Source organism: Microvirga aerilata (assembly GCF_016743775.1).
In the GTDB taxonomy this organism is placed as follows: domain Bacteria; phylum Pseudomonadota; class Alphaproteobacteria; order Rhizobiales; family Beijerinckiaceae; genus Microvirga; species Microvirga aerilata.
The window spans coordinates 40,187-66,785 of the sequence record NZ_JAEQMY010000024.1; the positions used below are offsets into that span (position 1 = coordinate 40,187).

A 26,599-nucleotide genomic window follows, 5' to 3' on the forward strand; every position below is an offset into this window, starting at 1 on the left:
TGGGGATTGTGCTTTCATCCCTCCGGGCCCGCGAAGACGAGCGCCCGAACGTCAGGCTTGTGGGTCCGTTTCCTGCCGGTCCGGTCATCACAGCGTCACAGAACCGCTGGTAGGCGGCAGCTCTAGGAGGAATGTACATGAAGCATCTTGCAATTCTCGGAACATTGGCCGCTTCCGTGTCCGGATTGATCGCGCCGGCCCTGGCGCAGGAGAAGACCCTGACAGGCGAGCGCACGATCGTGGTCGCCCATCGCGGCGCCAGCGGCTACCTTCCCGAGCACACCCTCGAGGCCTACAAGATGGCCATCGACATGGGCGCCGATTTCATCGAGCCGGATCTCGTGGTGACGAAGGACGGCGTGCTGATCGCCCGTCATGAGCCCATGCTCAGCGGCACGACCAATGTGGCGGACCTTCCCCAGTTCGCATCGCGCAAAACCACCCGCAAGGTGGACGGAGTGGACACCACGGACTGGTTCGCCGGCGACTTCACCCTGGCCGAGATCAAGCAGCTTCGCGCCAAGCAGGCGATGTCCGACCGCGACCAGTCGAAGAACGGCCAATACCAGGTTCCCACCCTGCAGGAGGTCATCGACCTTGCGAAGAAAGAGGCAGGCGCGCGTGGGCGGGCCGTTGGGATCGCCCCCGAGACCAAGCACTCGACGTTCCATGCGGCACTGGGCCTTCCCATCGAGGATCGGCTGGTGACCGTTCTGAAGGAGGCGGGCTGGGCCGAGGCTTCGTCCCCGGTGGTGATCCAGAGCTTCGAGGTCGCCAACCTGAAATATCTGAACACCAGGATCGACGTGAAGCTGGCGCAGCTGCTCGATGCCGAGGACGTGGACAAGGATGGGAACATCGTTCTCAACGCTCCCTATGCGCAGCCCTACGACTTCGTGGTCATCGGCGACAAGCGCACCTACAAGGACCTTCTGACCAAGGAGGGGCTGGCCGAGGTCAAGAGCTATGCCGACATCCTGGCTCCCTGGAAGCCGTACATTCTTCCGAGCAAGCAGGTGGATCAGAACGGCGACGGCAAGGCGGACGATCTCAACGGCGATGGAAAGGCCGATGAGCAGGACCGCGTTCTCGCACCGGCGACCAGCGTCGTGAAGGACGCCCACGCGGCAGGCCTCCAGGTCTTCACCTGGACCTTCCGCAACGAGCCCAAGCGCCTCGCCTCATCCTTCAAGGGCGATCCGGCGGCTGAATACAAGGCGTTCTACGCTCTTGGCGTCGATGGCCTCTTCAGCGACTTTCCCGACACCGCCGTAAAAGCGCGCTAGTCCCAGGCGGTCGCATCGGCAAAGGCCCGGCAGACGTCGTTCCGCCGGGCCTTTGCTTTGCGCTCTCCACCCTCTCAAAAGGATCATCCTCCTGAATTGCCATCAAGGGTGCCCGGCAAAGCCACAATACAGGTCGATATAGGTTGCAGCTTATCTGCGGCATCCGAGGCTGCAGGCTTTTCATTTGGTTATGGCTCCGCAACGCGGGCAACAGCCATTGCTGCAACTTTTATGAAGTGACCAAGGATTTCCCATGGTTTGGCAGAGGATTCGGAATTCCGGTGCGGGCCATCGCGAAAGCACGGCCTCGTCTGCGTTCTTCCGTCCGTGGCGGTGGGGCATGGCTGGCGCTCTGGTCGTGGGCGGTGCCACGGCGTACCTGCTGCCCGGTTTCGCAGGAGACAGACTCGCAACGGAAGTTCACCTGCCGCCGGTAACGGATGCGCGCCCGGTTGCCGGCGAAGCTCATGCTCGCGCGCCGGCCGCACCCTCGTCACCGGCCGGCAAATGGCAGGACTTGCCTCCGCTTCCAGCGGAGAGCCCTGTGGATGCCCCTGCCGATGAGGAGATCAGGGTTCTGTCGCTCCAAGCGGCCTTGGAGCGGGAGAAGGAGCGCGCCGATGCGGCGCAGCGCGATCTCCTGGGCCTCCGGGGACAGCTTGCCAGTATCGAGGAGAACGAGGCGCTGATGGCCGAGTATCGCAGCGCGGCGATCGAGGAAAAGGAGCGCGCCAACAACGCGCTTCTGAGGGCGGCCGCCTCTCATGAGGAACTTGCCAGCCTGAGGGCAGGGATGATCGAAGCCCAGAAGGCGGCCGAGAACGAGAGGGCAAAGGCAACTCTCGCGCACAAGCAGATCGAGGCCATGCAAGGGCAGCTCGCCGCGCTCACCTCGAAAGAGGCCGCGAGGGCAGAGGCCAAGAGCCTGCCCCAGCCGAAGCAGGATCAGGTTGCCGCCATCTCACCCCCCGCAGACCGGATGAACGTGCTGCCGGCCAATCCGGCACGGTCATTGCCGCCGTCGAACGAAAGAAAGGGGCCGGTACGGGACACTCAGCCGGTGAAGGACCCGGATGCCACGAGCCGTAAAGCCCGTCAGGCGTCGCCTCCCAAAGCCAAAGCGCCGGCCCGGCCGGCGGACGATGCCGCGACGGCTTCGATCCGCAGCCCCCGGCAGCGACCGGAGCCTGCGGCAGCCAGGGTGACCATGCTGGAGAGGGAAGCCCGCCCCCAAAGCACGTCATCGGCGGACAAGGTTTCCAAGAAGGTCCCTCGACCCCGCATGCTGGCGCAGGATGCTCGAGATTTGCCCGGTCCGCGCGGTCTCAGCCTGCCCAGAGCCCTGCTGCCCGACAGCAGGCTTTGGTAGTTCCGCCACGCCACCTGGAAACACCCGAACCACAACCAGCCGGTCCTGCATCCATGCAGGGATGACCGCAACCATCAGGAGGAGCCATGCTACGGCTATCAGTCGTTTCCATCGTCGCCATCGCACTGCTGTCGGCTCAGCCCCTTCTGGCCAAGGGCGGCGGAGGCAATGGTGGAGGCGGTCAGGGGAATGGCAATGGCGGCGGAGACAAGGGAGGCGGGAACGGCGGCGACAAGGGTGGTGGCGACAAGGGCGGTGGCGACAAGGGGGGCGGTGACAAGGGTGGTGACAGGGGCGGCGGCAAAGGTGGCGACAGAGGCGGCGGCACTGGCGGCGGCGGTGGCAGCCAGGGCAGCGGTAACAGCGGAAGTGGCAGCCAGGGCAGCAGCGGTAATAGCGGCGGTGGCAACCAAGGCAACGGTGGTGGAAAGGCCGGAGGCGGCAGCAATCAAGGGAATGGAAGCAGCGGGAGCAGCAGGGGGGGTGGAAGCACGGGGGATAGCGGACAGGGAGCCGGGGGCGGCCAAGGGAAAGGGAGCAGCGGCAACACGTCGGGAGGCGGCAGCGCCGGCAGAGGTGCCGGGGGCGCTGCCGGCACAAGCAGTCAGAACAGCAGCAACACCAGCGAACGATCCAGAGGAGCATCGGGGTCGGCCCCTGCATCGGCCCCTACATCGGCGCCTGGAAGAGCAGACACGGCAGGCAGCGCAGCCTCGCGGGCAGCACCGTCCGCTGCAGGCGCACAGGCAGCGCCAGCCGCTGCAACCTCGCGGCCCGCACCGGCTGCCGCAAGCCCACAGGCAGCGCCAGCGCCCGCAAGCGCGCGGGCTGTGCCTGCTGCTGCACCCGCAGCCGTAACAGCGGCTCCGGCCTCGCTCGGCATCAGAGGGGGCAGCGCCGCCTTGAGCCTGCCGCGTTCCCTCATGCCCCGCCTGGAGGCATCAGGATCCGCCACGGCCGGCTTCATGGACCCCGCGTTTCGGCAGGCCGCTCCCACAGGCAGGTTCGTCCAGGCCTGCCGCGCCTCCATCGCGGCGGCAGCGCTCCCCTATGGGGCCGTGCAGGTGGACGCAGCCAGTGCCGGACAGGCGAGCCGCACGCAGGATGGAGGGCTCACGGCTCCCATTTCGGTAAGGGTCATTTACGCCCGGGCGAATGCACGCCAGGTCCGCCAGTCGCGCGTGGCGTGCCAGCTCGACGCAACCGGCGCAGTCGTGGCCCTGCGCTGACGCGGCAGCGCGCGATCAACCTGAATTCGACCCGCCTGTGGATCGGAAGCCGCCCTGTTCTTGGCAGGATGCCGCCGTTTTCACGGCCTGCCGCAAGAAAGCCCATGAGGACACTCTAAATGGCAAATCGACTGACACCTTGAGGAGAAACCTCGATGGGCGGTTTTCTTTCGGCCCTGACGCCTGCAGACCGGGCCATCATCGGCATCATCGTCCTCGTGCCGCTCCTCATGCTTTTCGCCATTCACTCCATTCGCCGGGAGGTGAGGGATGCCGGGCGCATCAAGGTAAGATCGGTCAAGCTCAAGACCAGCCGGGAGCAGCGTCGGACATGGCGGCAGCAGAACCTGTCCCAGGATACGCTCAACCTGCTGGACGATGTCGAAACCCTTCTCAGGCTCACCCATGCCGACGAAGCAGCCGTCCGGCAGGAGCACAGGGAGGCGCTGCGCCTGTCCTGGTTGAGCTATCATATTCCGGTTCGTACCGCTCTTCTGGGCGGCGTGCTGCTCGCCGGAGTGCTTTCGGCAATCTTCGTGATCATCGCTCAGGGTCCATCCAACCCCATTCCCTGATGCGGGCGTCCACGGTGCCCATGTGTCGGCCGATGCAGGGGCCGCTCAGGCTCTACATCTCGTCGAAGTGGAGAAGCATCCTCGATGCATCAGGCTGTTTTCCCGTGAACAGGTGGAAGGCGCCAACAGCCTGGAAGACGGCCATGCCCCCGCCCGACATGGTGCGGCAGCCGCGCGCGCGCGCCTGGCGCAGCAGTTCCGTTTCCAGCGGGAAGTAGACGATATCGGCAACCCACATCTCCGGGCGAAGCAGTTCGACGGGAACCACCATGCCGGGGTATTTCGCCATGCCGATGGGGGTCGTGTTGACCATTCCGTCGGCCGCAGCCAAGGCTTCCCCAGGTGAAGAGCCGACGGAGGCGCGCCCTGGGCCGAAACGCTCGCCGAGGGCTGCGGCAAGGGTCCGGGCGCGGGCTTCATCCGTGTCGGCGATGACCACCTCGCCCGTCCCGAGGGTGAGGAGCGCATGGGCCACGGCGGCGCCTGCTCCGCCGGCGCCGAATTGGACGACGCGGTCGCGGCGCATGTCCGACAGCTCGCGCCGGAAGCTCTCGGCAAAGCCCCACCAATCGGTGTTGTGCCCGATCCGTCTGCCATCCTTGAGCACCACGGTATTCACCGCCCCGAGCGCTGCCGCATCGGGCGACAGCTCGTCGAGAAATGGGATCACGGCCTGCTTGCAGGGATGGGTGACGTTGAGGCCCGCAAAGCCCAGGCGCTCAGCCGCCGTCAGAATCTCTGGTAGTGCGCTCGCATCGACGCCGAGCGCTTCGAGGTCGATGAGTTTGTAGACATAGCGCAAGCCCTGCCGGGCGCCCTCCCGTTCATGGAGCTTCGGCGTGCGGGAGGCTTGGATGCCGGCACCCACCAGCCCGACGAGTACGGATGGCCAAGCCCATGGGTCTTGATCTTCCCTGCTGTTGGTATTCTCGGGCAGCGGCACTTTCGTCATGGTGTCAGGCGTCCGCCCGCGATTTGGCGATCATGCCCAGGATGGACCTGACGGCAACCGGGTACCCCTCGGTGCCGAGGCCTGCGATCACCGACGTCGCAACCGGGGAAACATAGGACTTATGGTAGATCGGCTCGCGCCGGTGAATGTTCGAGATATGCAGCTCGATGATGGGGCCGGGAAACATCTTCAGGGCATCCATGATGGCCATGGAGGTGAACGTGAAGGCCGCCGGATTGATGATGATCCCGCCGCCCTCGTCGATGGCCTCGTGGATCCAGTCGATGAGCTCGTATTCACGGTTCGATTGCCGGAAGATGATCGCGTTGTGAGGCGCGGCCTCACGGCACAAGGCTTCGACTTCGGCCAAGGTGGTCCGGCCGTAGATCTCGGGCTCGCGGGTTCCGAGCCGGTTCAGGTTGGGCCCGTTGAGAACGTAGACTGGCTTGCTCATCACAATGCTTCCCTGAAACTGAGCCCGTTCATCCCTGGTAGCCGAATAGCCTGGGCAGCCAGAGAACCGTTTCCGGCACAAAGGTCAGGATGGCGAGGGCAACGAGCATCGCGAAAAGAAACGGCAAGGTGTCGCGGATGATATCGCGCAGCGGCTCGCCGGAGATATTGGCCATGATGAACAGGAGCAGCCCATAGGGCGGCGTGATCAGCCCGACCATGATGTTGATGACCACCACCACGCCGAAATGCACGAGGTCGATGCCGAGCGCCTGCGCCGTCGGGATGAAGACCGGCACGACAATGAGCAGGATGGCCGTTCCTTCGAGCACGCAGCCAAGCAGCAGCAAAAGCACGTTGACCAGGATAAGAAAGCCGACCGGTGAGAGATCCCAGCCTGCCAGCAGCGCCTTCACCGATTCCGGGATGTTCTCGACCGTCACGACATAGTTGAACACGAGCGCTCCGGCGATCAGCATGCCGATGGAGGCCGTCGTCCGCGCACTGATGGCCAGCGAGCGGTAGAAGTCGCCCCAGCTTACGCTGCGATAAAGGCCCGCCGAAATGACGAGCGCATAGGCGGCGGCGACCGCAGCCGCTTCCGTCGGGGTCATCACGCCGCTGTAGATGCCGCCAAGGAGCACCACCGGCATCATGAGCGACGGAAAGGCATCCCAGGTGATCCGCGGCAGCTTGCGCAAGGGGACCGGCTTCTCGACAGGAAAATTCCTGCGACGCGCCGTCATGGCAACAATGATCATCTGGCTCAACGCCATCAGCAGGCCCGGAACGACGCCGCCCAGAAAGAGGAAGCCGATCGAGGCATCGGAGACGAGCGCATAGAGCACCATCGGGATCGACGGCGGAATGATCGGCCCGATCACGGACGACACGGCCGTGACGGCGGCCGCGTAGCTCGGCGTGTAACGGCCGTCGCGGGTCATCATGGCCTGCATCATGCGCCCCGTGCCCGCCGCATCGGCGATGGCCGAGCCGGACATGCCGGCGAAGATGATGCTCTGCAGGATATTCACGTGAGCCAACCCGCCGCGGAAGCGGCCCACGAGCGCATTGCAGAACGCCATGAGGCGGTCGGTCATGCTGCCGATGTTCATGAACTCGGCGGCCAGGATGAAGAGCGGCACCGAAAGAATGACGTAGTTGGAGTACATCCCGTTGAGGAGCTGCTCGGCCGCGGTTCCCATGTCCTGCCCGGCAAGGAGCAGGTACAGGATCGAGCCGGCAATCATCGAATGGCCGATGGGCAGCCCGAGGAAAGCGAGGGCGGTGATCGCAACAAGCGCGAGGGAAAAGGGGCTTGCAAGGTTCATACGCCGGAACTCGCCTTGGTGGGATCGAAATCGTCCGGGGCGACGCCGCGCATGGCCTGCCATGCCAGCCAGATGTAGCGGATGATCGTGGCAATGATGAAGACGATATAGATCGAGAAGAGCCAGTCGAACCGGATCTTGAGGTACCCGGTCTTTTCCACCTTCATGAAGGTGATGTAGTCGAGAACGGCCGGAAACGAGATGGCGTAAAGAGCGATCAGGGCCACGGCGGTGACGATGGCCATGATCCTGCGGGTTCCGGAGCCGACGGAGCCGTAGATGATGTCGAACCGGATCTCCTCGCGCTCGCTGACCACGAACGAAGCCCCCCAGAGGACAAGCCAGATCCAAAGGATGACGCTCACCTCGTGGGTCCAGCCGATCGGCAGTCCGAGAACGTACCGAAACGCGATCTGCAGGAGAAATGCCAGGAACATGGCGGCCAGCATGGCGGACGCGACATTCTCGGCGCGCCGCGCAAGCCAGGCGCCCGTCGCCCTAAGCGATGCGGTCATGGGAGTCGTTCCTTCCTGGGAAGGCGCTGAACGGGTATGAGCGAAACGGCCGCCGGAGCATCGGGCCCGGCGGCCGCAAGGCAGTGCCTACATGGCGTTGATCTTCTCCAGCATGCCCTGCTGCCAGCTCTTTGCCAGATCCGAGGCCAGATACTTCTTCTGGGCGAACTCGCGGAAGGCCTTGAGATCGGGCGTGTAGACGTCGAGGCCCTTCTCCTTGAAGAAGCTTGCGAGTTCCGCCTCCTTCTTCAGGTGCTCCTGCGTGCTCCACTCGATCGCCTTGTCGGCGGCAGCCTGGAAGGCGGCCTGCTTCTCCGGCGTCATGGCGTTCCAGACCTTGTTGGACACGGCCAGAAGATCGAAGCCGACGAGATGCGAGGTCAGCGCGACCTGGGACATGACCTCGTAGAACTTCATGTTCTGCACGTTCGGCAGCGGGTTGTCCTGGCCGTCGATGGCTCCCGTCTGTAGGCCGGTATAGACCTCGGCATAAGCCATGGGCGTGGGATTTGCGCCGAGCGACTGGCCCAGGAACTGCCAGGCGTCGCCGCCGGGCATGCGCAGCTTGATGCCGGCGAGATCCTCAGGCGTGTTGATCTTCTTCTTCGGCTTCAGGCCCACATGCCGGGCGCCGAAATAGGTGGGGCCCAGGATGTGAATGCCGAGCTTGTCCGAGGCCATCTTCTTGAGCTGCTGACCCACGTCGCTGGCAAAGACCTTCTTGAGATGGTCGGCATCGCGGAACAGATAGGCGGAGGTGACGATGGACCACTCCGGGATCTGGTTGGAGATGTCCTGCGGGGCGATGTTGCCCATCTCGAGGTTGCCGCGCTGCATGGCGACCAACTCGGTGCCCTGCTTGAACAGGGTGCCGCCGTAATAGGGCTGAAGCGTGAAGCCCTGAGCCTTAACGCTCTCGCTGAACTGCCTCATCATCTCGGCCCGGATATCCTGCTCCGAGAAGACTGCAGAGAACCGTAGATTGCCGGGGGCCTGTGCGGTGGCAGGACCACCCGATCCCAGGGCCAGAAGGGCTGCACCCGCAGCGATCAGGAACCGCCGATTGATACCGAACGCCATTGTTTCCTCTCCTTACGATGCCGCGCACTCGTCTGCGTCTTGGTCCGAACTATCCGCCCTGATAATCATAAAATCAATAGTCATTATTAATATCATCTGATATTTTGGCTTTAGACTGATATTGTCTGGCTGTGTCGCCAGGGTCAAAGGGGCGCTTTCGCGCTTTTGCATGGGGTAACGGTGGCGGAATGAGCATTGAGCTGTTGGCAACGTCCATCGCAGATCGTGCTTACGACCGGATTCGGGCCGATATCGTTTTCGGCCGTTTGGGGCCCGGGGCGCGGCTCCGGCTGGACCAGCTCGCAACCGGCTACGGGGCGAGCGTCCCCACCCTGCGGGAGATCCTGAGCCGGCTGTCATCGGAAGGGCTGGTGATTGCGGAGGGGCAGCGCGGCTTCCGGGTCGCGCCGGTTTCGCCTGCCGGGTTCGAGGATGTGGCGGCCATGCGGCTGCTCCTGGAAACCTACGCGCTGCCCCTGTCCTTTGCCGCCGGCGACCTTGAATGGGAGAGCCGGGTCGTCGCCGCCCATCACAAGCTGGCCTTCATGGAGCGGCGGAAGATCGCTGGCGATCAGGAGCAGACGGAGCTCTGGAAACGCTATGACCGTGAATTTCACCAGGCCCTGATCGAGGCCTGCGGCTCGCAGACCCTGCTCGATCTCTATGGCGGCGTGTTCGACCAATACCTGCGCTACCAGATGGTGGCGGTCGTGTTCCGGGGCGAGATCGCGGCCGAGGAGCACAGGATCCTGCTGGACTGCGCACTGGCCCGCGATGCCCGCAGGGCCTGCGAGGTGCTCGCCCAACATGTGAACGGATGCGTGACCTACACGCTGAAGAGCGGTGCCCTGAAATGACCGACGACGCGCAAGCAATTCCGCAGCCATCCACTGTCGGGGAAAGCGCTTACCAGAAGATCCGGTCCGACATCGTGTTCGGCCGCCTGATGCCGGGCAAGAAGCTGAAGCTCGACCGGCTGAAGGCGGATTACGGGGCCAGCGTCAGCACGCTGCGGGAGATCCTCAACCGTCTCCACTCCGAACGGCTTGTTGTTGCCGAGGGTCAGAAAGGGTTCGAGGTGGCCCCTGTGTCGATTGCCAACCTGAGGGAGATCGCGGCTCTGCGGCAGCTGCTCGAGTGCCGCGCGCTGGAGCAGTCGTTCCGGGCCGGCGACATGGAATGGGAGGGGCGGGTGGTTGCCGCCCACCACCGTCTGGCCAGGATGGAAGACCGGATGGCCCAGGGCGACAGAGGCCACACGGAGGAGTGGAAGCGATACGACTGGCAGTTCCACCAGGCGCTCATCTCCGCCTGCGGGTCGAAGATGCTCATCGATAACCATGCGGCCGTCTTCGACAAATACCTCCGTTACCAGATGATCGCCTTGAGCTATCGCGGGGACATCGCTGCGCAGGAGCATGCCCTCCTTCTGGAATGCGCCTTGAGCCGGGATGCCGCACGTGCCTGCGAGGTGCTGACCCGCCACGTCGTCGGCGGCGTCGAGCATGCACTGGCTACGGGAACGATCAAATAGCGGAGAAGGAGCGGACCCCGACGGCAACGCTCTCCCGGCCCCTTGAGAGGAAATGGAAACAAGCATGCGCACCGCCATCGCCACCGTTTGCCTGAGCGGCACCCTCGCGGAAAAAATAGAGGCCATTGCGGCTGCACAATTCAAGGGCGTCGAAATCTTCGAGAACGATCTTCTCTCCTTCAACGGCACGCCCGCCGATGCGCGGCGGATGATCGAGGGGCTCGGGCTGAAAACGATCACCTTTCAGCCGTTCCGCGATTTCGAGGGAATGCCCGAGCCGCAGCGATCGAAGGTGTTCGCCCGGGCCGAGCGCAAATTCGACGTCATGCAGGAACTTGGCTGCGACCTGCTGATGGTATGCAGCAATGTCTCGCCTGATTCTCTCGGCGGGATCGAGCGGGCAGCCGCCGATTTTCACGAGCTCGGCGAGCGGGCCGCCAAGCGCGGCATGCGGGTGGCGTTCGAGGCTCTCTCCTGGGGGCGGCACATTCACGACTATCGCGACTCTTGGGAGGTCGTACGGCGGGCGAACCATCCGGCGGTCGGGCTGGTGCTCGATTCCTTCCATGTGCTCGCCAGAGGAACGGACCTGTCGGCGATCCGCTCCATTCCGCCGGAGAAGATCTTTCTGGTGCAGATGGCGGATGCGCCGAAGCTCGACATGGATTACCTGTCCTGGAGCCGGCACTATCGTTGCTTCCCAGGGCAGGGCGACCTACCCATCGATGAGTTCATGGACGCGCTTCATGCAACGGGCTTCGACGGGCTGCTGTCCCTGGAGATTTTCAACGATCGGTTCCGGGCAGGCTCGGCGCGCAGCGTCGCCATCGACGGGCAGCGGTCCCTCATTGTCATGCTCGACGAACTTCGCCGGCGAGCGGGAGCAGCCGTTCCTGACCTGGAGGCTCTTCCATCCAAAGCTGTGTGCACCGGTGTGGAGTTCGTCGAGTTTGCGGTCGACGAGCGGAGTGCCTCAGGCTTCGAGCTGACCTTGAGCGCTCTTGGGTTCAGCAAGGCAGGCGTTCACCGCTCCAAGGCCGTAACGCATTGGCGGCAGGGCGACATCAACATCGTCGTGAACGCCGACAAGGAGGGCTTTGCTCATTCCTTCAACATCACGCATGGAACATCCGTCTGCGCCTTGGCTCTGCGCGTCGATGACGCCCCCGGGGTCGTGAACCGCGCCAACACGCTTCTGGACCAGCCTTTTCAGCAGCCTGTCGGGCCGGGCGAGATGAACATCCCGGCCGTTCGCGGCTTAGGCGGCAGCCTGCTGTACTTCGTGGATCGAAGGACCGGGTTGGACCGGCATTGGGACGTCGATTTCGTGCCTACCGGGGCGGACGATTTCACCGGGGCCGGTCTGACAAGCGTCGATCACGTCTCCCAGTCCATGCACTACGAGGAGATGCTCACCTGGCTCCTGTTCTACACATCGCTTCTGGATGTGCGGAAGACTCCGGTTCAAACGGTGATCGACCCGGGCGGGGTGGTGCAGAGCCAAGCCATCGAGACCGGGAACGGATCGCTTCGCCTGATCCTCAACGCCTCCCAGAGCCAGCGCACATTGTCGTCCCGCTTCCTGAGCGAGCTCTTCGGGTCGGGAGTCCAGCACATCGCGCTGGCCACCGATGACATCTTCGCGACAGTGGAGCGCCTCAAGGCGAACGGCGTCGAGCTTCTGCCGATCCCTGAGAACTACTACGATGATCTCGAGGTAAGGGCGGATCTGCCGGCCGAGAGCATGGAAAGGCTGCGGAACGGCAACATCCTGTACGACCGCGAGGGAGATGCGGAGTACTTCCAGGTCTACACAAGAACGCTGGAAGGCGGGTTCTTCTTCGAAATCGTGGAGCGGCGGAGCTATCGGGGCTATGGCGCCGTGAACGCTCCCATTCGCCTCGCGTCCCAAACGCGACTGTCCTCCGAAACGCTGCCGCCAGGGGTTTGAGGGAAAAGCGGAAGCCTCGTAGGAGGGGTCTTTAGCAGCTGTCAGACGTAGTAGAACGAGACCTTTCGTCCCTGAACGTCCCGGATCTCGACATCCCTGTCGTAAACGTCCCCCATGACCTCGCTGGCGTGACGTATCTTTAGGTTCTAGCCCCTGACGTAGCCCGGATACTTGGCTCGGATCTCGTCCACATGGGACAATGTGCCGGAGAGGTGGTCGCGAAGATGCCTCTGCGCTTCCTCGGGTTCGCCGTCGGCAATCGCCTGCACGATCAGCCTGTGATGCTGAACGATGCCTTGAGCCTTGCCTGGGGTTGGAAGGTGGAGGCGACGCAGGCGGTCGATATGCCCGCTGCGGCTGCGCACGAGGGTCCAGAGGTCATACATCTGGGCCGCTTCGTAAAGGTGCTGATGAAAGGCCTGGTCGGCTGCCGCAAAAGCCTCGAAGTCCTCAGCCTCCATGAGAGCCTGTTGCTGCGCCAGGAAACCCTGGAGCCTTGCGATCAGCCTTGGCTCCGGTGCCAAGGCCAGGCTGCGCACGATCTCAAGCTCCAGAGAGCGGCGCAGGAAATGAGCTTGGTGCGCAAGCGTCAGATCGATCGGGCTGACGACGGTGGCATGCTGAGGAAAGATCTCCACAAGCCCGTCGTCCTGAAGGCGCAGGAGCGCGTCCCGGATGGGGGTGGAGCTGAGGCCGAACTCCTGCTGCAAGGTCAGGCGATTGAGCACTGTTCCGGGCGCCAGGGTCAGGGACGTGATCATCTCCCGAAGCTGCTCGAAAACCTGAGGCGCGGCGTGGCGCGAACGGTCCCGGTTGCGCAGCGCAGCTACAGGCAAGGCATCCATCTCCCGTCCCTTTTTCATATCCGGCTTCGATAAAGCGCCATCATTACATCACGAACCTGGGTGAGGAAAGGGCTTGACGCACTAATGCATTAGCGTTTTAGTAAGTGCCTGTCGATGCTGGATAGCCAGCCGTAAGCCCGCAGAGACGAGCACAACGAACACTTTCAAAAACCATAGGAGGAAGCGCATGAAGGCGCTGAAGCTGTTATCTGCCGTTGTCCTGAGCGCTGCGGTCTATGCACCGTCCTACGCCGCCGGATACCCTGAGAAGCCCGTCACGGTGATCGTACCGTTCCCGGCCGGCGGCGCATCCGACACGACGGCCCGGGTGACCACCCAGAAGATGCAGGAAAGCCTCGGCCAGCCTATCGTGGTCGAGAACAAGCCCGGCGCGAACGGCTCCCTCGGCGCCGGCCAAGTCGCTCAGGCAAAGCCCGACGGCTACACGCTCATGGTGGCCTCGATCGGCGTCTACGCCATCAATCCAGCGCTCTATAAGAGCCTTCCCTACGACCCGACCAAGAACTTCGATCTGCTCACGGTGGCCGTGCGCACCCCGAACGTTCTTGTGGCCAACCCCAGTTTCCCGGCCAACAACGTTCAGGAACTGGTCGCCTATCTGAAGAAGAACCCGGAGAAGGTCACGTTCGCCTCGTCCGGGGCAGGCTCGTCCGACCATCTGACGGCGGCCCTGTTCTGGCAGAAAACCGGCACGACGGGCGTTCACGTGCCCTACAAGGGCGGCGCTCCCGCCATCACCGACCTGATCGGCGGACATGCCGATGTGTCGTTCCAGAACCTGGGCGCCGTGTCGAACCACATCAAGGCGGGCAAGCTGAAGCTTCTCGCCATCACGAGCGACAAGCGAAACCAAAGCTTCCCGGATGCGCCGACCCTGAAGGAGGCGGGCGTGGAGGGGGTCGAGGTCTATTCATGGCAGGCGATTGCCGCACCCAAGGGCCTTCCGGCCGATGTAAAGGGCAAGCTCGAGCAGTCGCTGACCGCCGCCCTGAACTCCCCTGATGTGAAGACCAAGTTCAACGACATCGGCTTCGAGGTTGTTGCCAACACGAGCGGCCAGTTCTCGGAATTCCTGAATCAGGAGATCAGCCGCTGGAAGACCGTGGTCGAAACCGGAAAGATCACGGCCGACCAGTAAGGATTTTGGTCGGGGCGCCTAACGTTGCCGCCCCGACCTTCCGCTCGCCCGGCAGGGGCTGCAAACCGTTCATGACGATTATACCGGGAGAACGCCTGTGAGATCACAGTTGCTCCAGAAGAAAGATCTTTGGGCTGGCGTTCTCTACATTGCTTTCGGCACGGCCGCCTTCTGGATCGGCCGCGATTACCCGATGGGTACGTCAGGACGCATGGGTGCCGGATACTTTCCCACGGTTCTCAGCGTGGTTCTGGTTCTCATCGGCTGCTTGTCCGTGGCGCGCTCCTTCCTGCGCGACGGCGATGCGGTCGGCGCGATCGCATGGAAGCCCTTGGGGCTCATCGTTGGAGCCACCGCTCTGTTCGGGCTTCTCCTTCAGACGGCAGGTCTCATCGTCGCGCTGCTCGGGCTCGTTCTCTTGAGCGCCGTCGCAAGCCAGCATTTCCGCCTCGATCTCAAGGCTTCCATCGGTCTGGTTCTGCTGGTTGGGTTCTGCGTTCTCGTCTTCGTGAGAGGTCTCGGCGTGCCGCTGCCTCTCTTCGGCTCCTGGTTCGGCGAGTAGGGGCAGGCACAATGGAAACGGTTGCAAATCTCTGGCTTGGCCTCGAAACCGCCCTGTCCTTCTGGAACCTGGCCTATTGCATGATCGGCGTGCTGCTCGGCACCGCCATCGGCGTTCTCCCAGGTCTCGGGCCGGTCGCGACCATTGCGATGCTCCTGCCGGTCACCTTCGGGTTGCCGCCGGTGTCGGCGCTCATCATGCTGGCGGGCATCTATTACGGCGCTCAGTATGGCGGCTCGACGACGGCCATCCTGGTCAACCTGCCGGGAGAATCATCGAGCGTCGTCACCGCGCTCGACGGCTACCAGATGGCGCGTCAGGGAAAGGCCGGGAAGGCGCTTGCAACGGCCGCCATCGGGTCGTTCTTCGCCGGAACGGTCGCGACGATTCTCCTGGCCATCTTCGCTCCGCCGCTCGCCGACCTCGCGCTTAAGTTCGGGCCTGCGGAATACTTCTCCCTGATGGTGCTCGGGCTCGTGGCCTCCATCGTGCTCGCCCATGGCTCGCTCCTGCATGCTTTCGGAATGATTATCCTCGGGCTGATCCTTGGATTGATCGGCACCGATGTGAATTCCGGCATGACCCGCTTCACCTTCGACCTGCCGCAGATGGCGGACGGCATCGGCTTCGTCATCGTCGCCATGGGTGTGTTCGGCCTCGGTGAAATCATCGGCAACTTGGAGAACGAATCCACGCGCACCGTCATGCTGAAGAGCGTGACCGGGCTGATGCCGACCAGGCAGGACCTCAAGCGAATTGCCGCGCCCGTGCTCCGTGGAACGGCCCTCGGTTCCATGCTCGGCATCCTGCCCGGCGGCGGAGCCATGCTGGCCTCCTTTGCCGCCTACACGCTCGAGAAGAAGGTCTCGCGCCATCCCGAGCAGTTCGGCAAGGGAGCCATCGAGGGCGTGGCCGGTCCTGAATCGGCCAACAATGCCGGCGCGCAGACTTCCTTCATCCCCATGCTGACGCTCGGCATACCATCGAACCCCGTCATGGCCTTGATGATCGGCGCCATGATCATGCAGGGCATTCAGCCCGGGCCATCGGTCATGACCGAGCAGCCGGTGCTCTTCTGGGGGCTCATCGTCTCCATGTGGATCGGCAACCTGTTCCTGCTCGTTCTCAACCTGCCGCTGATCGGGCTCTGGGTGCGCATGATCTCGGTGCCGTATCACTTCCTGTACCCGGCCATCCTGGTCTTCTGCGCCATCGGCGTCTTCAGCCTCAACAACGCAACATTTGACGTCTACCTGATGGCCATCTTCGGGTTCCTCGGGTACGTCTTCCGGAAGCTCGACTGCGAACCTGCCCCGATGCTGCTCGGCTTTATCCTCGGTCCGATGATGGAGGAGCATCTCCGCAGGGCCATGCTGATCTCCAAGGGCGATGCGACCGTTTTCCTGAGCCGCCCGATCAGCGCAACGATGCTGGTCATTGCGTTGATCCTGCTCGTGACGGTGCTGGCTCCGGCCGTGCGCCGCAAGCGTGAGGAAGCCTTCCAGGAAGAGGGCTGAGCCTTCTCCGGCTTTCTTATTCAGAATTCGATTTCAAAAGGCGCGACGTGAGTCCCATGACAGCCAAGACGAAAAAACCGGAAGACCTTCGAAGTGCGCGGTGGTTCGCTCCCGACGATCTGCGCGGGTTCGGTCACCGCTCCCGCATCATGCAGATGGGCTATGCCCCGGACGATTGGGTCGGCCGCCCGGTTATCGCGATCATCAACACGTGGTCCGACATCAACCCATGCCACGCCCATTTCAAGCAGCGTGTGGAGGACGTGAAGCGCGGCGTGTTTCAGGCCGGGGGCTTCCCCATCGAACTGCCGGCAATCTCGCTGTCGGAAAACTTCGTCAAGCCCACCACCATGCTCTACCGCAACATGCTGGCGATGGACACGGAGGAGCTCATTCGCTCCCATCCGGTGGACGGGGTCGTTCTCATGGGCGGCTGCGACAAGACCACGCCCGGCCTGCTCCTGGGCGCGACGAGCGCCAACCTGCCGTCGATCTACATCCCGGCCGGTCCCATGCTGCGCGGCAACTGGAAGGGCAAGACCCTGGGCTCGGGCTCCGATGCCTGGAAGTACTGGGACGAGCGCAGGGCCGGCAACATCACCAAGGAGGACTGGGTGGAGGTCGAGGGCGGCATCGCCCGCAGCCACGGCCACTGCATGACCATGGGCACGGCCAGCACCATGACGGCCATTGCTGAGTCCATCGGCATGACGTTGCCGGGGGCTTCTTCCATTCCGGCCGCTGACGTCAACCACATCCGCATGTGCGCGCAAGCGGGCCGGCGTGCGGTCGAGATGGTGTGGGAAGACCTCACGCCCAACAAGATCCAGACCCGCGCCGCCTTCGAGAACGCCATTGCGGTCGCCATGGCGATGGGCTGCTCCACCAACGCGGTGATCCACCTCATCGCCATGGCCCGGCGGGCCGGGCACGATGTCGGCCTCGACGACTTCGAGATCGCCAGCCGCAAGGTTCCGGTGATTGCGAACGTGCGTCCGAGCGGCGCGGCCTACCTGATGGAGGATTTCTATTTCGCCGGCGGCCTGCCGGCCCTCATGACGCGCATTCACGGTCATCTGCACCTCGACTGCGTCACGGTGACAGGCAAGACCCTGGGCGAGAACATCGCCCGAGCGGAGGTCTACAACGACGACGTCATTCGCACGGTCGACAACGCCATCTACGAGGAGGGCGCGCTCGCGGTTCTCAAGGGCAATCTCGCGCCGGACGGCTGCGTGATGAAGCCGAGCGCCTGCGAGCCGCGCCTGCGGCAGCATTCGGGCCCGGCCCTCGTGTTCGACGATTATCCTTCCATGAAGGCTGCCATCGACGACGACGATCTCGACGTAACGGCGGACCACATCCTGGTGCTGCGCAATGCCGGCCCGCAAGGCGGCCCCGGAATGCCGGAATGGGGCATGCTGCCGATACCCCGGAAGCTTGTGAGGCAGGGCGTGCGCGACATGCTGCGCCTGTCGGATGCCCGCATGAGCGGCACGAGCTATGGGGCGTGCATTCTGCATGTGTCGCCGGAGGCGCATGTGGGCGGGCCGCTCGCGCTCGTGCGCACGGGGGACATCATCAGCGTCGACATTCCGGCGCGTCGCATCACCCTCGAGGTCTCCGAGGAAGAGCTCGAGATGAGGCGCGCACTCCTGCCCGAGCGCAAGCCCCGCTTCGAGCGTGGCTACGGCTGGATGTTCACGAGGCATATCCGCCAGGCTCATGAGGGCTGCGATTTCGACTTCCTTGAGACAAGCCACGGCGCGCCGGTGGCCGAGCCCGATATTTTCTAGTTCAGGAGACGAACCGATGACCGGACTGAAGCCCGAGACCCGCGACAAGCTGAAAACCGTCGCCACCCCAACGCTGATGACGGCGCTCTACAAGCGCGGCCTGCGCAATCAGTGGATCCAGGATGTTCATCGCATCAACCGAGGCGCGGGGCCCATGGTGGGGGAGGCTTTCACCCTGCGCTACATGCCGGCTCGCGAGGACCTGAACCCGCTTACCGTCTTCCGCGACCGCGAACACCCGCAGCGCAAGGCTGTCGAGATTTGCCCCCCGGGAGCCGTTCTCGTCATGGACAGCCGCAAGGATCCGCGGGCCGCATCGGCGGGCTCGATCCTGATCTCCCGCCTGATGGTGCGTGGCGTTGCCGGTGTTGTGACCGATGGCGGTTTCCGGGACACGCCGGAAATCGAGACACTGGGCATCCCGGCCTATCACAACCGCCCCTCGGCTCCGACAAACCTGACCTTGCACCAGGCCATCGACATCAATGTCCCGATCGGCTGCGGGGACGCGCCCGTGTTTCCCGGCGATGTGATCGTGGGAGATGCAGAAGGCGTGGTCGTGATCCCGGCGCACCTGGCGGACGAGATTGCGGACGAGACGGTCGAGATGACGGCATTCGAGGATTTCGTCACGGAGGAAGTGCTGAAGGGCCGCTCCATCCTCGGGCTCTATCCGGCCACGGATGAGAGGACGAATATGGACTTTGCGGCTTGGCGCCAGGCCAACGGCCGCTAGTCTTAAAGCCGCAGGGTGGCCGCAGCCGAGCTATTGGGGGCAAGATGAAGCCGAACAGGATCAAGTCGCTTTGGAGAGAGGGAAAGCCGGTCCTGAATGGCTGGCTGTCGATCCCGAATGCATTCACCGCCGAGATCATGGCCGAGCAGGGCTATGACTCCATGACGATCGATCTGCAGCATGGCGTCATCGACTACCAAGCATCCCTCGGCATGCTGCAGGCCTTGCGCGCGAGCGAGGTTGCAACGCTCGTGCGTGTTCCGTGGCTGGATCCGGCGGCCATCATGAAGGCCCTGGATGCGGGAGCCTATGGGGTGATCTGCCCCATGATCAACAACCGTGCCCAAGCGGCCGAACTGGTCTCCTATGTCCGCTACCCGCCCGACGGCACCCGCAGCTTCGGACCGACCCGGGCGAGGTTCTCGGCTGGATCCGACTACAGTGCCAAGGCGGATGAGAACATCCTCTGCCTTGCGATGATCGAAACCGCGGAAGCGTTTGAGCAGGTCGAGGAGATCGTCTCGACCCCCGGCCTGGACGGCGTCTACATAGGTCCGTCCGATCTGACGCTGGGGCTTACCGGAAAGCGGTATCGAACCGGCTTCGACCGAGAGGAGCCGGAAATGGTCAGCGCCATCCAGACCATCCTTGCCAAGGCGCACGAGGTAGGCATCCGCGCCGGGCTCCATTGCGGAACGCCGGCCTATGCGGCCAAGGCCGTGAGCTGGGGCTTCGATCTCGTGACGCTGCCCAACGATGTCACCCTCCTGGCCGGTGCAGCCGCCGCCAGCGTGAGTGACACGAGGAAGCTTATCGCATAGCGCCGTGGCCTTGTGTGCCTAGCTTTGCGCCCGGGAGGCAGGCGGGCCTCCTGGCTTGGTGGCAATCCAGATCGTGTGCCTTGCGCCGCCGCGTGCTCCGTTGGCGCGCGCACCGACCTCTTCCACGCGAAAACCTGTTTTGCGCAGGCGCTGGGTAAAGGCCCTGTTCGGGGCCGACGACCACACGGACAAGACGCCGCCAGGCGCCAGCGCCGTCCGGGCGGCGCCGAGACCTGCCAGGTCGTAAAGGCTGTCATTGGACTTGCGGGTCAGTCCCTCGGGCCCGTTGTCGACGTCGAGCAAAATAGCATCGTAGGCAGACCGGCCTGATCGTATCAGCCCGCCGACATCTCCCTCGTGGATGCTGACGCGTGGATCCGTCAGGCTGCCGCCAAAGACTTCCGCCATGGGATCTCGGGCCCAGGCCACCACAGCGGGCAGGAGTTCGGCCACAGTGACCTGAGCATCGGAGCCCAGTTCAGCAAGAGCGGCCCGAAGGGTGAAGCCCATCCCCAGCCCGCCGATAAGGACCCTCGCTCGCGGGCGGTCCCGAATCCTCGAGCAGGACAGCTTGGCCAGCGCCTCCTCGGAGCCGCTGAGGCGGCTGTTCATCAACTCGTTGCTGCCCAACATGATGGAGAACTCGGCCCCACGCCTCTTGAGGCGCAACTCGGTGCCGTCGCCGGGAACTTTCGCCGTATCGATGAGAACCCAGGGGATCATGACGTGCTCTTTCGGCAGCTCTGCCCATTTTGCGATTGACCGTGCAAGCCGTGAACCTCAGCCACAGGGTTGCGGCGAGGTGCATTCTCGCCGCTGACAGGGATCGCCGGTACCTCCGCAGCCAAGCTGAAGAGCCTTAGCTGAATTGACGATCCCGGCAAAGGGACGGCCGCTCGGCCGGAAAGCCATGCAGAACCCAAATGGCGGAAGGAGCGGAACATGAACCGTGGTACGCCTGTCAAATGCCATGTCTCATAAGTCATTGAACAACTTGTCACAACTCCGCCGTGACATTCTCTGCTTGGAGGGGTGTTCACGGCGGAGCTTCAGCGATGGCATCCCGGCGAACCTCGCCTTGGAGGCTTCTGCAGTCCCTCCCATATTCAAAGAGACCCTGCTTTTCGCCGGTTCGTTCGATCGTTGACGGAGGTGGATAGAGTACCTATATATACTCCACATTGGAGTAGTACAGTTTGGACAACAAGACGCTCTGCCTCGCCGTTCTGTCCATGGGTGACGCATCCGGGTACGAGATCAAGAAGCGGGTCGAGGAGGTTTTCTCGCGCTTCATGGATGTCGCGCCGAGCGGGATTTACGCGGCCTTGAAGCTCCTCGATCAGGAGGGGCTCGTATCGGCAAAGGTGGTGCCCCAGGAAGGGCGGCCTAACAAGACCGTTTATACCTTGCTTGAGCTTGGGCGCGAGGCGCTGACTGCCTCGCTCAAGGCCTCGGAGGGGCGGCATAAGATCCGCTCCGAATTGGTCACGCTTCTCATGTTCGCCGATCTGCTCCCGCCAGAGAAGCTGCGCGACGTCTTGGCTCATCGGATTTCGGAGCTGGAGCAAATCAAGGCCGAGACGGAGGCCGCCACCGGTGCCTACCCCCCGGGCCACCGGTTCCTTGTGCGCATGGGCATGGTGATGGCAGGCGCCGAACTTGCCTTCCTGCGCGAGAACGTTCCCGGTTTCTTGAGCGAGCTGAGCCGCACGCAAGCCAAGCAACACAAGCAACCGACCGGCGATCTGGTCGGGTCGGACCTGCCATAGGGGCAATGCTGTGAAGAAAAAAATAACTGTTGCGCTCGCTGCCATCGGCATCGTCGCCATGGGAGCCGGAGGCGCGCGCTACCTGAAAAACGATACGGCCGCGGCTGTCGTGCAGCCAAGCGCGCCGATCGTGACGGAGCTTGCCCGCAGCGAAACCTTTACTGTCCGCAGGACCGATCTGCGCTTCACCGTGCCACTGGCCGGCACCCTGCGCCCGGTCGACCAGACGACCCTGAAGTCGGAGGTTGCCGCAAAGGTGTCGGAGGTTCTGGCGCAGGAGGGGCAGCCGGTGAAGAAGGGCGATGTTCTCGTGCGCCTCGACACCGAGGATCTGACCTCCTGGCTCAACGAGCGCGTGGCCAACCTCGAATCCGCCAAGGCGCAGCTGGCTCTCGCGGAGAAGAACCGCTCGATGAAGCTCAGCCTGCAGCAGAAGGGCTACGCGGCTCAGGCTTCGGTGGACGAGGTCGAGAGCGCGTACCGCACCTCGCAGGCGAATGTCCGCGCCATGCAGGCTCAGGTCGATCTGGCGCGCAAGGCGTTGGAAAACGCCGTCGTGCGAGCCCCCATGGACGGCTTCGTGTCCGAGCGCGCCGTCAGCCCGGGCGACAAGGTGCCGGTCGACGGCAAGCTCGCCGTCCTCATCGACCTGTCGCGGCTTGAGATCGAGGCCCCCGTGCCGACGAACGAGATTGCTCTCGTGGCGGTCGGGCAAATGGCGGCTTTCCGGGTGCCGGGTCTTGAAGGACGCGAGTTCACCGGCCGGGTGGAACGGATCAATCCCACCACGAAGTCAGGATCGCGCTCGATCCCGGTCTATATCCAGGTTGAGAACGGCGACAAGGTTCTGCGCGGCGGCATGTTCGCATCGGGCGACATTGTCGTGCGCGAGATCAGGAACGTGGTTGCGGTTCCGCCCGAGGCGGTGCGGGGCGACCAAAGCCAGAGATACGTTCTCAAACTCGACGGCGACAGGGTCGCCCGGCAGCCCGTCGAGGTGGCGAAGGACGCCACGGCCACCTTGGTCGCCGTAGCCTCGGGCCTGTCCGAAGGCGACACGATCGTGAGCGCTCCATCCATTGTACTCGAGCCGGGCACCCCGGTTCGCATCGGCAGTCGTTAAGATGTTCCTCACACGCATCAGCATCAACAACCCGGTCTTCGCCACCATGATGATGGTGGCGATTCTCGTGGTTGGGCTGTTCTCCTACCAGCGCCTCGGCGTCGATCAGTTCCCCGACGTGGACATCCCGACGGTCGTCGTGACGGCATCTTACCCAGGCGCCTCTCCCGAGGCTGTGGAGAGCGATGTCACGCGCAAGATCGAGGATGCTATCAACACGATCAGCGGACTCGACACGCTCACCTCCCGCTCCGTCGAGGGCCGCTCCATCGTGATCGCCCAGTTCACACTGGACACGCCGGCGGCTGTTGCGGTGCAGGACGTGCGCGAGAAGGTGGCGGGCATCCGCGGTCAGTTGCGCGACGAAGTGAACGACCCGACGGTGACCCGCTTCGATCCGGACAGCGCGCCGATCGTGTCGGTTGCGCTAGAGTCGCCCTCGCGTTCGCTTCGCGGGCTGACGGCCCTTGCCGACGAGGTCGTGCTCAAGCGCATCCAGACCGTTCGTGGCGTGGGCAGCGCCACCATCGTGGGCGGAGTGAAGCGTCAGGTGGAGGTGCGGCTGAAGCCCGACCGCATGCAGGCGCTTGCCATCGGCGTCGATCAGGTGGTGGCCACGATCCGCTCGGAGAATCAGGATCTGCCTGCCGGCAACGTGACCCGCGGGCGCGAGGACAAGGTTGTGCAGATCGAAGGCTCCGTGAAGGAGCCGCGTGAGATCGGCAATTTCATCGTCGCCCAGCGTGGCGGCTCGCCGGTTCGGCTGTCGGAGGTGGCCGACGTCATCGACGGTCAGGAGGAGAAGACGAACCTTGCCCTGTTCAACGGCAAGCCTGCGCTGGCCGTGGACGTGGTCAAGGTGCAGGGCGCCAACACCATCGAGGTGGCCGACGGCGTGTTCCGTGCGGTGCGCGAACTCAAGAGCTCCCTGCCGCCCGATGTCGAGATGTCGGTGGTCAAGGACTCGTCGAAGGGCATTCGCAGCTCGGTCCACAATGTGCGCAGCACGATGCTGGAAGGCGCCGTTCTGACGGTGGCTATCGTGTTCCTGTTCCTGCACTCGTGGCGCTCGACCGTGATCACCGGCCTCACGCTGCCGATCTCGGTCATCGGCACCTTCGGGGCGCTGGCCTTCATGGGCTTTACCCTGAACAGCATGACCTTGATGGCGCTGTCGCTTGCCATCGGCATCCTGATCGACGACGCCATCGTGGTTCGCGAGAACATCGCCCGCCATCTGGAGATGGGGGCCGGTCACTTCGAGGCGGCGCTGAAGGGAACGCAGGAGATCGGTCTTGCCGTGGTGGCGACGACGCTTGCCATCGTGGCCGTGTTCGCCCCTGTGGCCTTCATGGGCGGCATCATCGGCAAGTTCTTCTTTCAGTTCGGCATCACTGTCTCGGTGGCCGTGCTGATTTCGCTGTTTGTGTCGTTCACGCTGGATCCCATGCTCTCAAGCGTGTGGCATGACCCGTCGATCGGCCGGAAACCGCGGGGCGTCATCGGCTGGATGGCGCGTCTGTCGGATGGACTGACGGCGGGCATTCTCGCCGTGTATCGTCCGCTCATGCGCTTCAGCCTGCGGCGGCGCTGGGTGGTGATGGTGGCAGCGGTCGGCATCTTCGTGGGAAGCTTTGGTCTCGTGCCGATGATCGGCGTCGAGTTCGTGCCGACCGCCGATATGGGCGAGATGACCGTGAAGGTCTCTGCTCCCGTGGGATCGTCGCTCGAGTACACGGAAACGAAGGCCCGTCAGGCGGAGGCCGCCATCAAGGAATTCCCGGAGGTGGATTTCACCTATGCGGCCATCAACAGCGGCCAGGCCGCCGGCAAGAACGAGGCGAGCATCGCGATCACCCTCAGGCCGATCCATGAGCGTGCGCGCTCGGCCACCGAGCTGGTCGATCTTATGCGCGAACGTCTCAGGGCGATCCCCGGCATCGCTCTTGCCGTCAGCCTGCCGGGTGTCGGCGACGGCAAGCCGGTTCAGGTCTCGATCCAGGGACCGAACCTGGACGAGCTCGCCCGGGTCGCGCAGGAATCTGCAGCCATCATGGCGAAGGTGCCTGGCGTGGTCGACATGGAGTCGAGCTTGAAGGCGGCCCGCCCGACGATCGCCGTCAGCCTCGACCGGGAGCTTGCGAGCGACCTCGGGATCAGCCTGCAGCAGGTATCGGATACGCTGAGGCCCCTGTTGTCCGGTGAGGATGCTTCGAGCTTCCGGGCGTCCAATGGTGAGAACTACGATGTGAATGTGCGCTTGCCCGAGACCGGGCGCGAGTCGCGCGAAGACCTTTCGCGCCTATACATTGCCAGCAGGCTGACGAACGAGGACGGCACGCCGCGGATGGTGGCCTTGCGCGAGGTGGCGAGGCTGGAGCCGGGCGTCGGTCCGTCTCAGATCAACCGGCGCGACCTTGCCCGCGAGGTGCAGATCACGGCGAATGTCAGCGGTCGCGCCGCCGGTGACGTCACCCGGGAGATCGGGGCTGCGCTCAAGGATGTGAAGCTTCCGGCAGGATATCAGTTCGTGTCCGGAGGCTCGGCGAAGAACATCGAGGAGACGTCAGGCTATGCCGGCTCGGCGCTGCTCCTGGCCGTGGTGTTCATCTACATCATCCTGGCGTCGCAGTTCGGCAGCTTCCTGCAGCCGCTCGCCATCATGGCCTCGCTCCCGCTGTCGCTGGTGGGCGTGTTCCTCGGCCTTCTGGCCTGGGGCTCCACGCTCAACATGATGTCGGCCATCGGCTTCATCATGCTGATGGGTCTCGTGGTGAAGAACGCGATCCTGCTGGTCGACTTCGTCAACCAGGCCCGCAAGGCCGGCATGGAGCGCTCAGCGGCGATCATGCAGGCGGCAGAGGTGCGGCTGCGTCCGATCCTTATGACGACGCTGGCGATGATCTTCGGCATGATCCCGATGGCGTTGGGACTGGGGGAGGGCGGCTCGCAGCGCGCCGGCATGGCTCACGCGGTCATCGGCGGGCTGATCAGCTCCACGATTCTCACGCTGGTGGTCGTTCCGGTCGCATTGACGCTGCTGGAGGACATGGCGCGCAAGCTCGGCTTCGGCCGCAAGGCCCGTTCCGAGTTCGATAAGACCCCGATGCTCGAAGCGGCGGAGTAGTGTCGTTGGTCCTTGGGTTCTCGGAAGCTAGGTATCCAGGCGCTCCAAGGCTTCCTTGTCGCGCAGGACGATCAGTCGGTGTGTGGGAAGGTCGATGATCCCCTTGCGCTCCAACTGGGTCAGGGAGCGCGAGATCGTTTCGATCGTCAGACCGAGGTGGTCGGCCATGTCGAGACGCGACATCGGAAGGTCGATCCGGTCATCCTTGGAAATGCGTTTCGCAAGAACGAGCAGGAACGTTGCGACTTTTTCCAATGCGTTCTTGCGGCCAAGAAGCAGCATATGGTTCTGCGCCTGCTCGAGCGAGCGCATCATCGCTGACACGATCTGCTGGGACAACTCTCCGCAATCCAGGGCCAGTGCGCCGAAACTGGAGCGGCGATAAAGGACGATGGTTGCATCTCCGAGCGCCTCGGCAGTGAAGCGATGCTCCTCGCCGGTCTCGATGCCGAAGATGTCACCTGGGAGATGAAAGGCGTCGATCTGCCGCCGTCCGTCGCTCAGGAGCTTGAAGGTTCGCACTGCGCCGGACACCACCTTGTAGATGAAGGCTGGCCGCTCCCCCTCCGCGAAGATCTCCTCGTCCTTCGCGACTGTGCGCGTGAATCCTAGCGCGACTGCATCTGGAGACCTGCGCGGGAGGGAGATGTCGCGCAGGAGGAGAGCGGGCGCGGGCTGGGAGCTGCTGGAAGCGCGGACGGTTTGCATGGAACTCTCGTCTTCTTTTGTGTCTGACGTGAGTTCAAAGCTACGCTGAGGATCCGGGCCGCAAAATTCAGATGCTTCCCCTAACACTACAGTTGCACCTCCTGCGCATGGGTTCATAATCTCCTGATCTGACACAGGAGGCTGCCATGACGGGTGTAGCC

Annotated in this window: 26 protein-coding genes; 16 read left to right on the top strand and 10 right to left on the bottom strand. The window is 63.6% G+C overall.

Going from position 1 to position 26,599, the window contains the following annotated elements; all coding sequences use genetic code 11:
* Positions 1-137 precede the first annotated feature (137 nt).
* Both JKG68_RS16635 and JKG68_RS16640 read left to right on the top strand, forming a co-directional pair.
* On the top strand, positions 138-1,286 hold the full coding sequence (locus JKG68_RS16635; RefSeq protein WP_202061662.1) for a glycerophosphodiester phosphodiesterase: 1,149 nt from the start codon (positions 138-140) through the stop codon (positions 1,284-1,286).
* A gap of 340 nt (positions 1,287-1,626) precedes the next feature.
* Entirely contained in the window at positions 1,627-2,655 is a 1,029-nt protein-coding gene (locus tag JKG68_RS16640) for a hypothetical protein (RefSeq protein WP_202061664.1), read from the top strand.
* 98 nt (positions 2,656-2,753) lie between these two features.
* Here JKG68_RS16640 and JKG68_RS16645 read toward each other — a convergent pair whose 3' ends face one another.
* A complete protein-coding gene (locus tag JKG68_RS16645; protein ID WP_202061666.1) occupies positions 2,754-3,107 on the bottom strand; it encodes a hypothetical protein in 354 nt (117 codons plus the stop codon).
* 152 nt (positions 3,108-3,259) lie between these two features.
* Positions 3,260-3,610 carry a hypothetical protein gene (locus JKG68_RS16650; RefSeq protein ID WP_202061668.1) on the bottom strand — a complete coding sequence of 117 codons (351 nt, stop codon included), beginning with the start codon at positions 3,608-3,610 and terminating at the stop codon, positions 3,260-3,262.
* Positions 3,611-3,620: 10 nt separating this feature from the next.
* Here JKG68_RS16650 and JKG68_RS16655 point away from each other — a divergent pair, with 10 nt between their 5' ends.
* Positions 3,621-3,884 (top strand): hypothetical protein, encoded by a 264-nt coding sequence (locus JKG68_RS16655; RefSeq protein ID WP_202061670.1) that lies wholly within the window; start codon positions 3,621-3,623, stop codon positions 3,882-3,884.
* 155 nt (positions 3,885-4,039) lie between these two features.
* Positions 4,040-4,459, top strand: coding sequence for a hypothetical protein (locus JKG68_RS16660; protein ID WP_202061672.1), 420 nt, complete (start codon positions 4,040-4,042; stop codon positions 4,457-4,459).
* Between the two features lie 52 nt (positions 4,460-4,511).
* Here JKG68_RS16660 and JKG68_RS16665 read toward each other — a convergent pair whose 3' ends face one another.
* From JKG68_RS16665 to dctP, 5 genes are all read right to left on the bottom strand, one after another.
* Positions 4,512-5,411: a shikimate dehydrogenase gene (locus JKG68_RS16665; RefSeq protein WP_202061674.1), complete on the bottom strand. Its 900-nt coding sequence runs from the start codon at positions 5,409-5,411 to the stop codon at positions 4,512-4,514.
* Between the two features lie 4 nt (positions 5,412-5,415).
* Entirely contained in the window at positions 5,416-5,865 is a 450-nt protein-coding gene (locus JKG68_RS16670; protein ID WP_202061676.1) for a type II 3-dehydroquinate dehydratase, read from the bottom strand.
* A 28-nt stretch (positions 5,866-5,893) separates the two neighbouring features.
* Complete coding sequence (locus JKG68_RS16675) at positions 5,894-7,195, bottom strand: TRAP transporter large permease (RefSeq protein WP_202061678.1); 1,302 nt, start codon at positions 7,193-7,195, stop codon at positions 5,894-5,896.
* The gene (locus JKG68_RS16680; protein WP_202061686.1) at positions 7,192-7,710 is read right to left on the bottom strand and encodes a TRAP transporter small permease; all 519 of its coding nucleotides are present in this window, start codon (positions 7,708-7,710) and stop codon (positions 7,192-7,194) included. The genes JKG68_RS16675 and JKG68_RS16680 overlap by 4 nt, the downstream gene beginning before the upstream one ends.
* Positions 7,711-7,797: 87 nt before the next feature.
* Positions 7,798-8,790 carry a TRAP transporter substrate-binding protein DctP gene (dctP, locus tag JKG68_RS16685; RefSeq protein WP_202061692.1) on the bottom strand — a complete coding sequence of 331 codons (993 nt, stop codon included), beginning with the start codon at positions 8,788-8,790 and terminating at the stop codon, positions 7,798-7,800.
* A gap of 188 nt (positions 8,791-8,978) precedes the next feature.
* Here dctP and JKG68_RS16690 point away from each other — a divergent pair, with 188 nt between their 5' ends.
* The 3 genes from JKG68_RS16690 (at position 8,979) to JKG68_RS16700 (ending at position 12,275) form a co-directional block, all read left to right on the top strand.
* Positions 8,979-9,647 (top strand): GntR family transcriptional regulator, encoded by a 669-nt coding sequence (locus JKG68_RS16690; RefSeq protein ID WP_202061694.1) that lies wholly within the window; start codon positions 8,979-8,981, stop codon positions 9,645-9,647.
* Positions 9,644-10,324, top strand: a complete 681-nt coding sequence (locus JKG68_RS16695) for a GntR family transcriptional regulator (RefSeq protein WP_202061696.1) — start codon at positions 9,644-9,646, stop codon at positions 10,322-10,324. The genes JKG68_RS16690 and JKG68_RS16695 overlap by 4 nt, the downstream gene beginning before the upstream one ends.
* A 64-nt stretch (positions 10,325-10,388) precedes the next feature.
* Positions 10,389-12,275, top strand: coding sequence for a bifunctional sugar phosphate isomerase/epimerase/4-hydroxyphenylpyruvate dioxygenase family protein (locus JKG68_RS16700; RefSeq protein WP_202061698.1), 1,887 nt, complete (start codon positions 10,389-10,391; stop codon positions 12,273-12,275).
* A 146-nt stretch (positions 12,276-12,421) separates the two neighbouring features.
* Here JKG68_RS16700 and JKG68_RS16705 read toward each other — a convergent pair whose 3' ends face one another.
* A complete protein-coding gene (locus JKG68_RS16705) occupies positions 12,422-13,138 on the bottom strand; it encodes a GntR family transcriptional regulator (protein ID WP_246515514.1) in 717 nt (238 codons plus the stop codon).
* A gap of 169 nt (positions 13,139-13,307) precedes the next feature.
* Between JKG68_RS16705 and JKG68_RS16710 the strand changes: the two genes are divergently transcribed.
* The 6 genes from JKG68_RS16710 to JKG68_RS16735 all read left to right on the top strand — a co-directional run bounded on the left by JKG68_RS16710 (position 13,308) and on the right by JKG68_RS16735 (position 19,711).
* Positions 13,308-14,279 carry a Bug family tripartite tricarboxylate transporter substrate binding protein gene (locus JKG68_RS16710; RefSeq protein ID WP_202061700.1) on the top strand — a complete coding sequence of 324 codons (972 nt, stop codon included), beginning with the start codon at positions 13,308-13,310 and terminating at the stop codon, positions 14,277-14,279.
* A gap of 109 nt (positions 14,280-14,388) precedes the next feature.
* Positions 14,389-14,841: a tripartite tricarboxylate transporter TctB family protein gene (locus tag JKG68_RS16715; protein WP_202061702.1), complete on the top strand. Its 453-nt coding sequence runs from the start codon at positions 14,389-14,391 to the stop codon at positions 14,839-14,841.
* A gap of 11 nt (positions 14,842-14,852) precedes the next feature.
* The gene (locus JKG68_RS16720) at positions 14,853-16,358 is read left to right on the top strand and encodes a tripartite tricarboxylate transporter permease (protein WP_202061704.1); all 1,506 of its coding nucleotides are present in this window, start codon (positions 14,853-14,855) and stop codon (positions 16,356-16,358) included.
* Between the two features lie 56 nt (positions 16,359-16,414).
* Positions 16,415-18,154: an L-arabinonate dehydratase gene (gene araD / locus JKG68_RS16725; protein WP_202061706.1), complete on the top strand. Its 1,740-nt coding sequence runs from the start codon at positions 16,415-16,417 to the stop codon at positions 18,152-18,154.
* Between the two features lie 16 nt (positions 18,155-18,170).
* The gene (locus JKG68_RS16730) at positions 18,171-18,890 is read left to right on the top strand and encodes a ribonuclease activity regulator RraA (protein ID WP_202061713.1); all 720 of its coding nucleotides are present in this window, start codon (positions 18,171-18,173) and stop codon (positions 18,888-18,890) included.
* Between the two features lie 44 nt (positions 18,891-18,934).
* On the top strand, positions 18,935-19,711 hold the full coding sequence (locus JKG68_RS16735; protein ID WP_202061715.1) for an HpcH/HpaI aldolase family protein: 777 nt from the start codon (positions 18,935-18,937) through the stop codon (positions 19,709-19,711).
* Between the two features lie 18 nt (positions 19,712-19,729).
* Here JKG68_RS16735 and JKG68_RS16740 read toward each other — a convergent pair whose 3' ends face one another.
* Positions 19,730-20,434 (bottom strand): spermidine synthase family protein, encoded by a 705-nt coding sequence (locus JKG68_RS16740; RefSeq protein WP_202061717.1) that lies wholly within the window; start codon positions 20,432-20,434, stop codon positions 19,730-19,732.
* A gap of 473 nt (positions 20,435-20,907) precedes the next feature.
* Between JKG68_RS16740 and JKG68_RS16745 the strand changes: the two genes are divergently transcribed.
* From JKG68_RS16745 to JKG68_RS16755, 3 genes are read left to right on the top strand one after another with little or no spacing between them, the layout of a single operon-like run.
* Positions 20,908-21,480 (top strand): PadR family transcriptional regulator, encoded by a 573-nt coding sequence (locus JKG68_RS16745; RefSeq protein ID WP_202061719.1) that lies wholly within the window; start codon positions 20,908-20,910, stop codon positions 21,478-21,480.
* 10 nt (positions 21,481-21,490) lie between these two features.
* On the top strand, positions 21,491-22,603 hold the full coding sequence (locus JKG68_RS16750) for an efflux RND transporter periplasmic adaptor subunit (protein ID WP_202061721.1): 1,113 nt from the start codon (positions 21,491-21,493) through the stop codon (positions 22,601-22,603).
* A gap of 1 nt (position 22,604) precedes the next feature.
* Entirely contained in the window at positions 22,605-25,730 is a 3,126-nt protein-coding gene (locus JKG68_RS16755) for an efflux RND transporter permease subunit (RefSeq protein ID WP_202061723.1), read from the top strand.
* Between the two features lie 27 nt (positions 25,731-25,757).
* Here JKG68_RS16755 and JKG68_RS16760 read toward each other — a convergent pair whose 3' ends face one another.
* Positions 25,758-26,438 (bottom strand): helix-turn-helix domain-containing protein, encoded by a 681-nt coding sequence (locus JKG68_RS16760; protein ID WP_202061725.1) that lies wholly within the window; start codon positions 26,436-26,438, stop codon positions 25,758-25,760.
* Positions 26,439-26,599 lie beyond the last annotated feature (161 nt).

Bases quoted from the DNA above. Each gene is read 5' to 3' on its own strand.
- JKG68_RS16635 (WP_202061662.1), top strand. From the start codon at position 138: ATGAAGCATCTTGCAATTCTCGGAACATTGGCCGCTTCCGTGTCCGGA.
- JKG68_RS16640 (WP_202061664.1), top strand. From the start codon at position 1,627: ATGGCTGGCGCTCTGGTCGTGGGCGGTGCCACGGCGTACCTGCTGCCC.
- JKG68_RS16655 (WP_202061670.1), top strand. From the start codon at position 3,621: ATGGACCCCGCGTTTCGGCAGGCCGCTCCCACAGGCAGGTTCGTCCAG.
- JKG68_RS16660 (WP_202061672.1), top strand. From the start codon at position 4,040: ATGGGCGGTTTTCTTTCGGCCCTGACGCCTGCAGACCGGGCCATCATC.
- JKG68_RS16665 (WP_202061674.1), bottom strand. From the start codon at position 5,411: ATGACGAAAGTGCCGCTGCCCGAGAATACCAACAGCAGGGAAGATCAA.
- JKG68_RS16670 (WP_202061676.1), bottom strand. From the start codon at position 5,865: ATGAGCAAGCCAGTCTACGTTCTCAACGGGCCCAACCTGAACCGGCTC.
- JKG68_RS16675 (WP_202061678.1), bottom strand. From the start codon at position 7,195: ATGAACCTTGCAAGCCCCTTTTCCCTCGCGCTTGTTGCGATCACCGCC.
- JKG68_RS16680 (WP_202061686.1), bottom strand. From the start codon at position 7,710: ATGACCGCATCGCTTAGGGCGACGGGCGCCTGGCTTGCGCGGCGCGCC.
- dctP (WP_202061692.1), bottom strand. From the start codon at position 8,790: ATGGCGTTCGGTATCAATCGGCGGTTCCTGATCGCTGCGGGTGCAGCC.
- JKG68_RS16690 (WP_202061694.1), top strand. From the start codon at position 8,979: ATGAGCATTGAGCTGTTGGCAACGTCCATCGCAGATCGTGCTTACGAC.
- JKG68_RS16695 (WP_202061696.1), top strand. From the start codon at position 9,644: ATGACCGACGACGCGCAAGCAATTCCGCAGCCATCCACTGTCGGGGAA.
- JKG68_RS16700 (WP_202061698.1), top strand. From the start codon at position 10,389: ATGCGCACCGCCATCGCCACCGTTTGCCTGAGCGGCACCCTCGCGGAA.
- JKG68_RS16705 (WP_246515514.1), bottom strand. From the start codon at position 13,138: ATGAAAAAGGGACGGGAGATGGATGCCTTGCCTGTAGCTGCGCTGCGC.
- JKG68_RS16710 (WP_202061700.1), top strand. From the start codon at position 13,308: ATGAAGGCGCTGAAGCTGTTATCTGCCGTTGTCCTGAGCGCTGCGGTC.
- JKG68_RS16720 (WP_202061704.1), top strand. From the start codon at position 14,853: ATGGAAACGGTTGCAAATCTCTGGCTTGGCCTCGAAACCGCCCTGTCC.
- araD (WP_202061706.1), top strand. From the start codon at position 16,415: ATGACAGCCAAGACGAAAAAACCGGAAGACCTTCGAAGTGCGCGGTGG.
- JKG68_RS16730 (WP_202061713.1), top strand. From the start codon at position 18,171: ATGACCGGACTGAAGCCCGAGACCCGCGACAAGCTGAAAACCGTCGCC.
- JKG68_RS16735 (WP_202061715.1), top strand. From the start codon at position 18,935: ATGAAGCCGAACAGGATCAAGTCGCTTTGGAGAGAGGGAAAGCCGGTC.
- JKG68_RS16740 (WP_202061717.1), bottom strand. From the start codon at position 20,434: ATGATCCCCTGGGTTCTCATCGATACGGCGAAAGTTCCCGGCGACGGC.
- JKG68_RS16755 (WP_202061723.1), top strand. From the start codon at position 22,605: ATGTTCCTCACACGCATCAGCATCAACAACCCGGTCTTCGCCACCATG.
- JKG68_RS16760 (WP_202061725.1), bottom strand. From the start codon at position 26,438: ATGCAAACCGTCCGCGCTTCCAGCAGCTCCCAGCCCGCGCCCGCTCTC.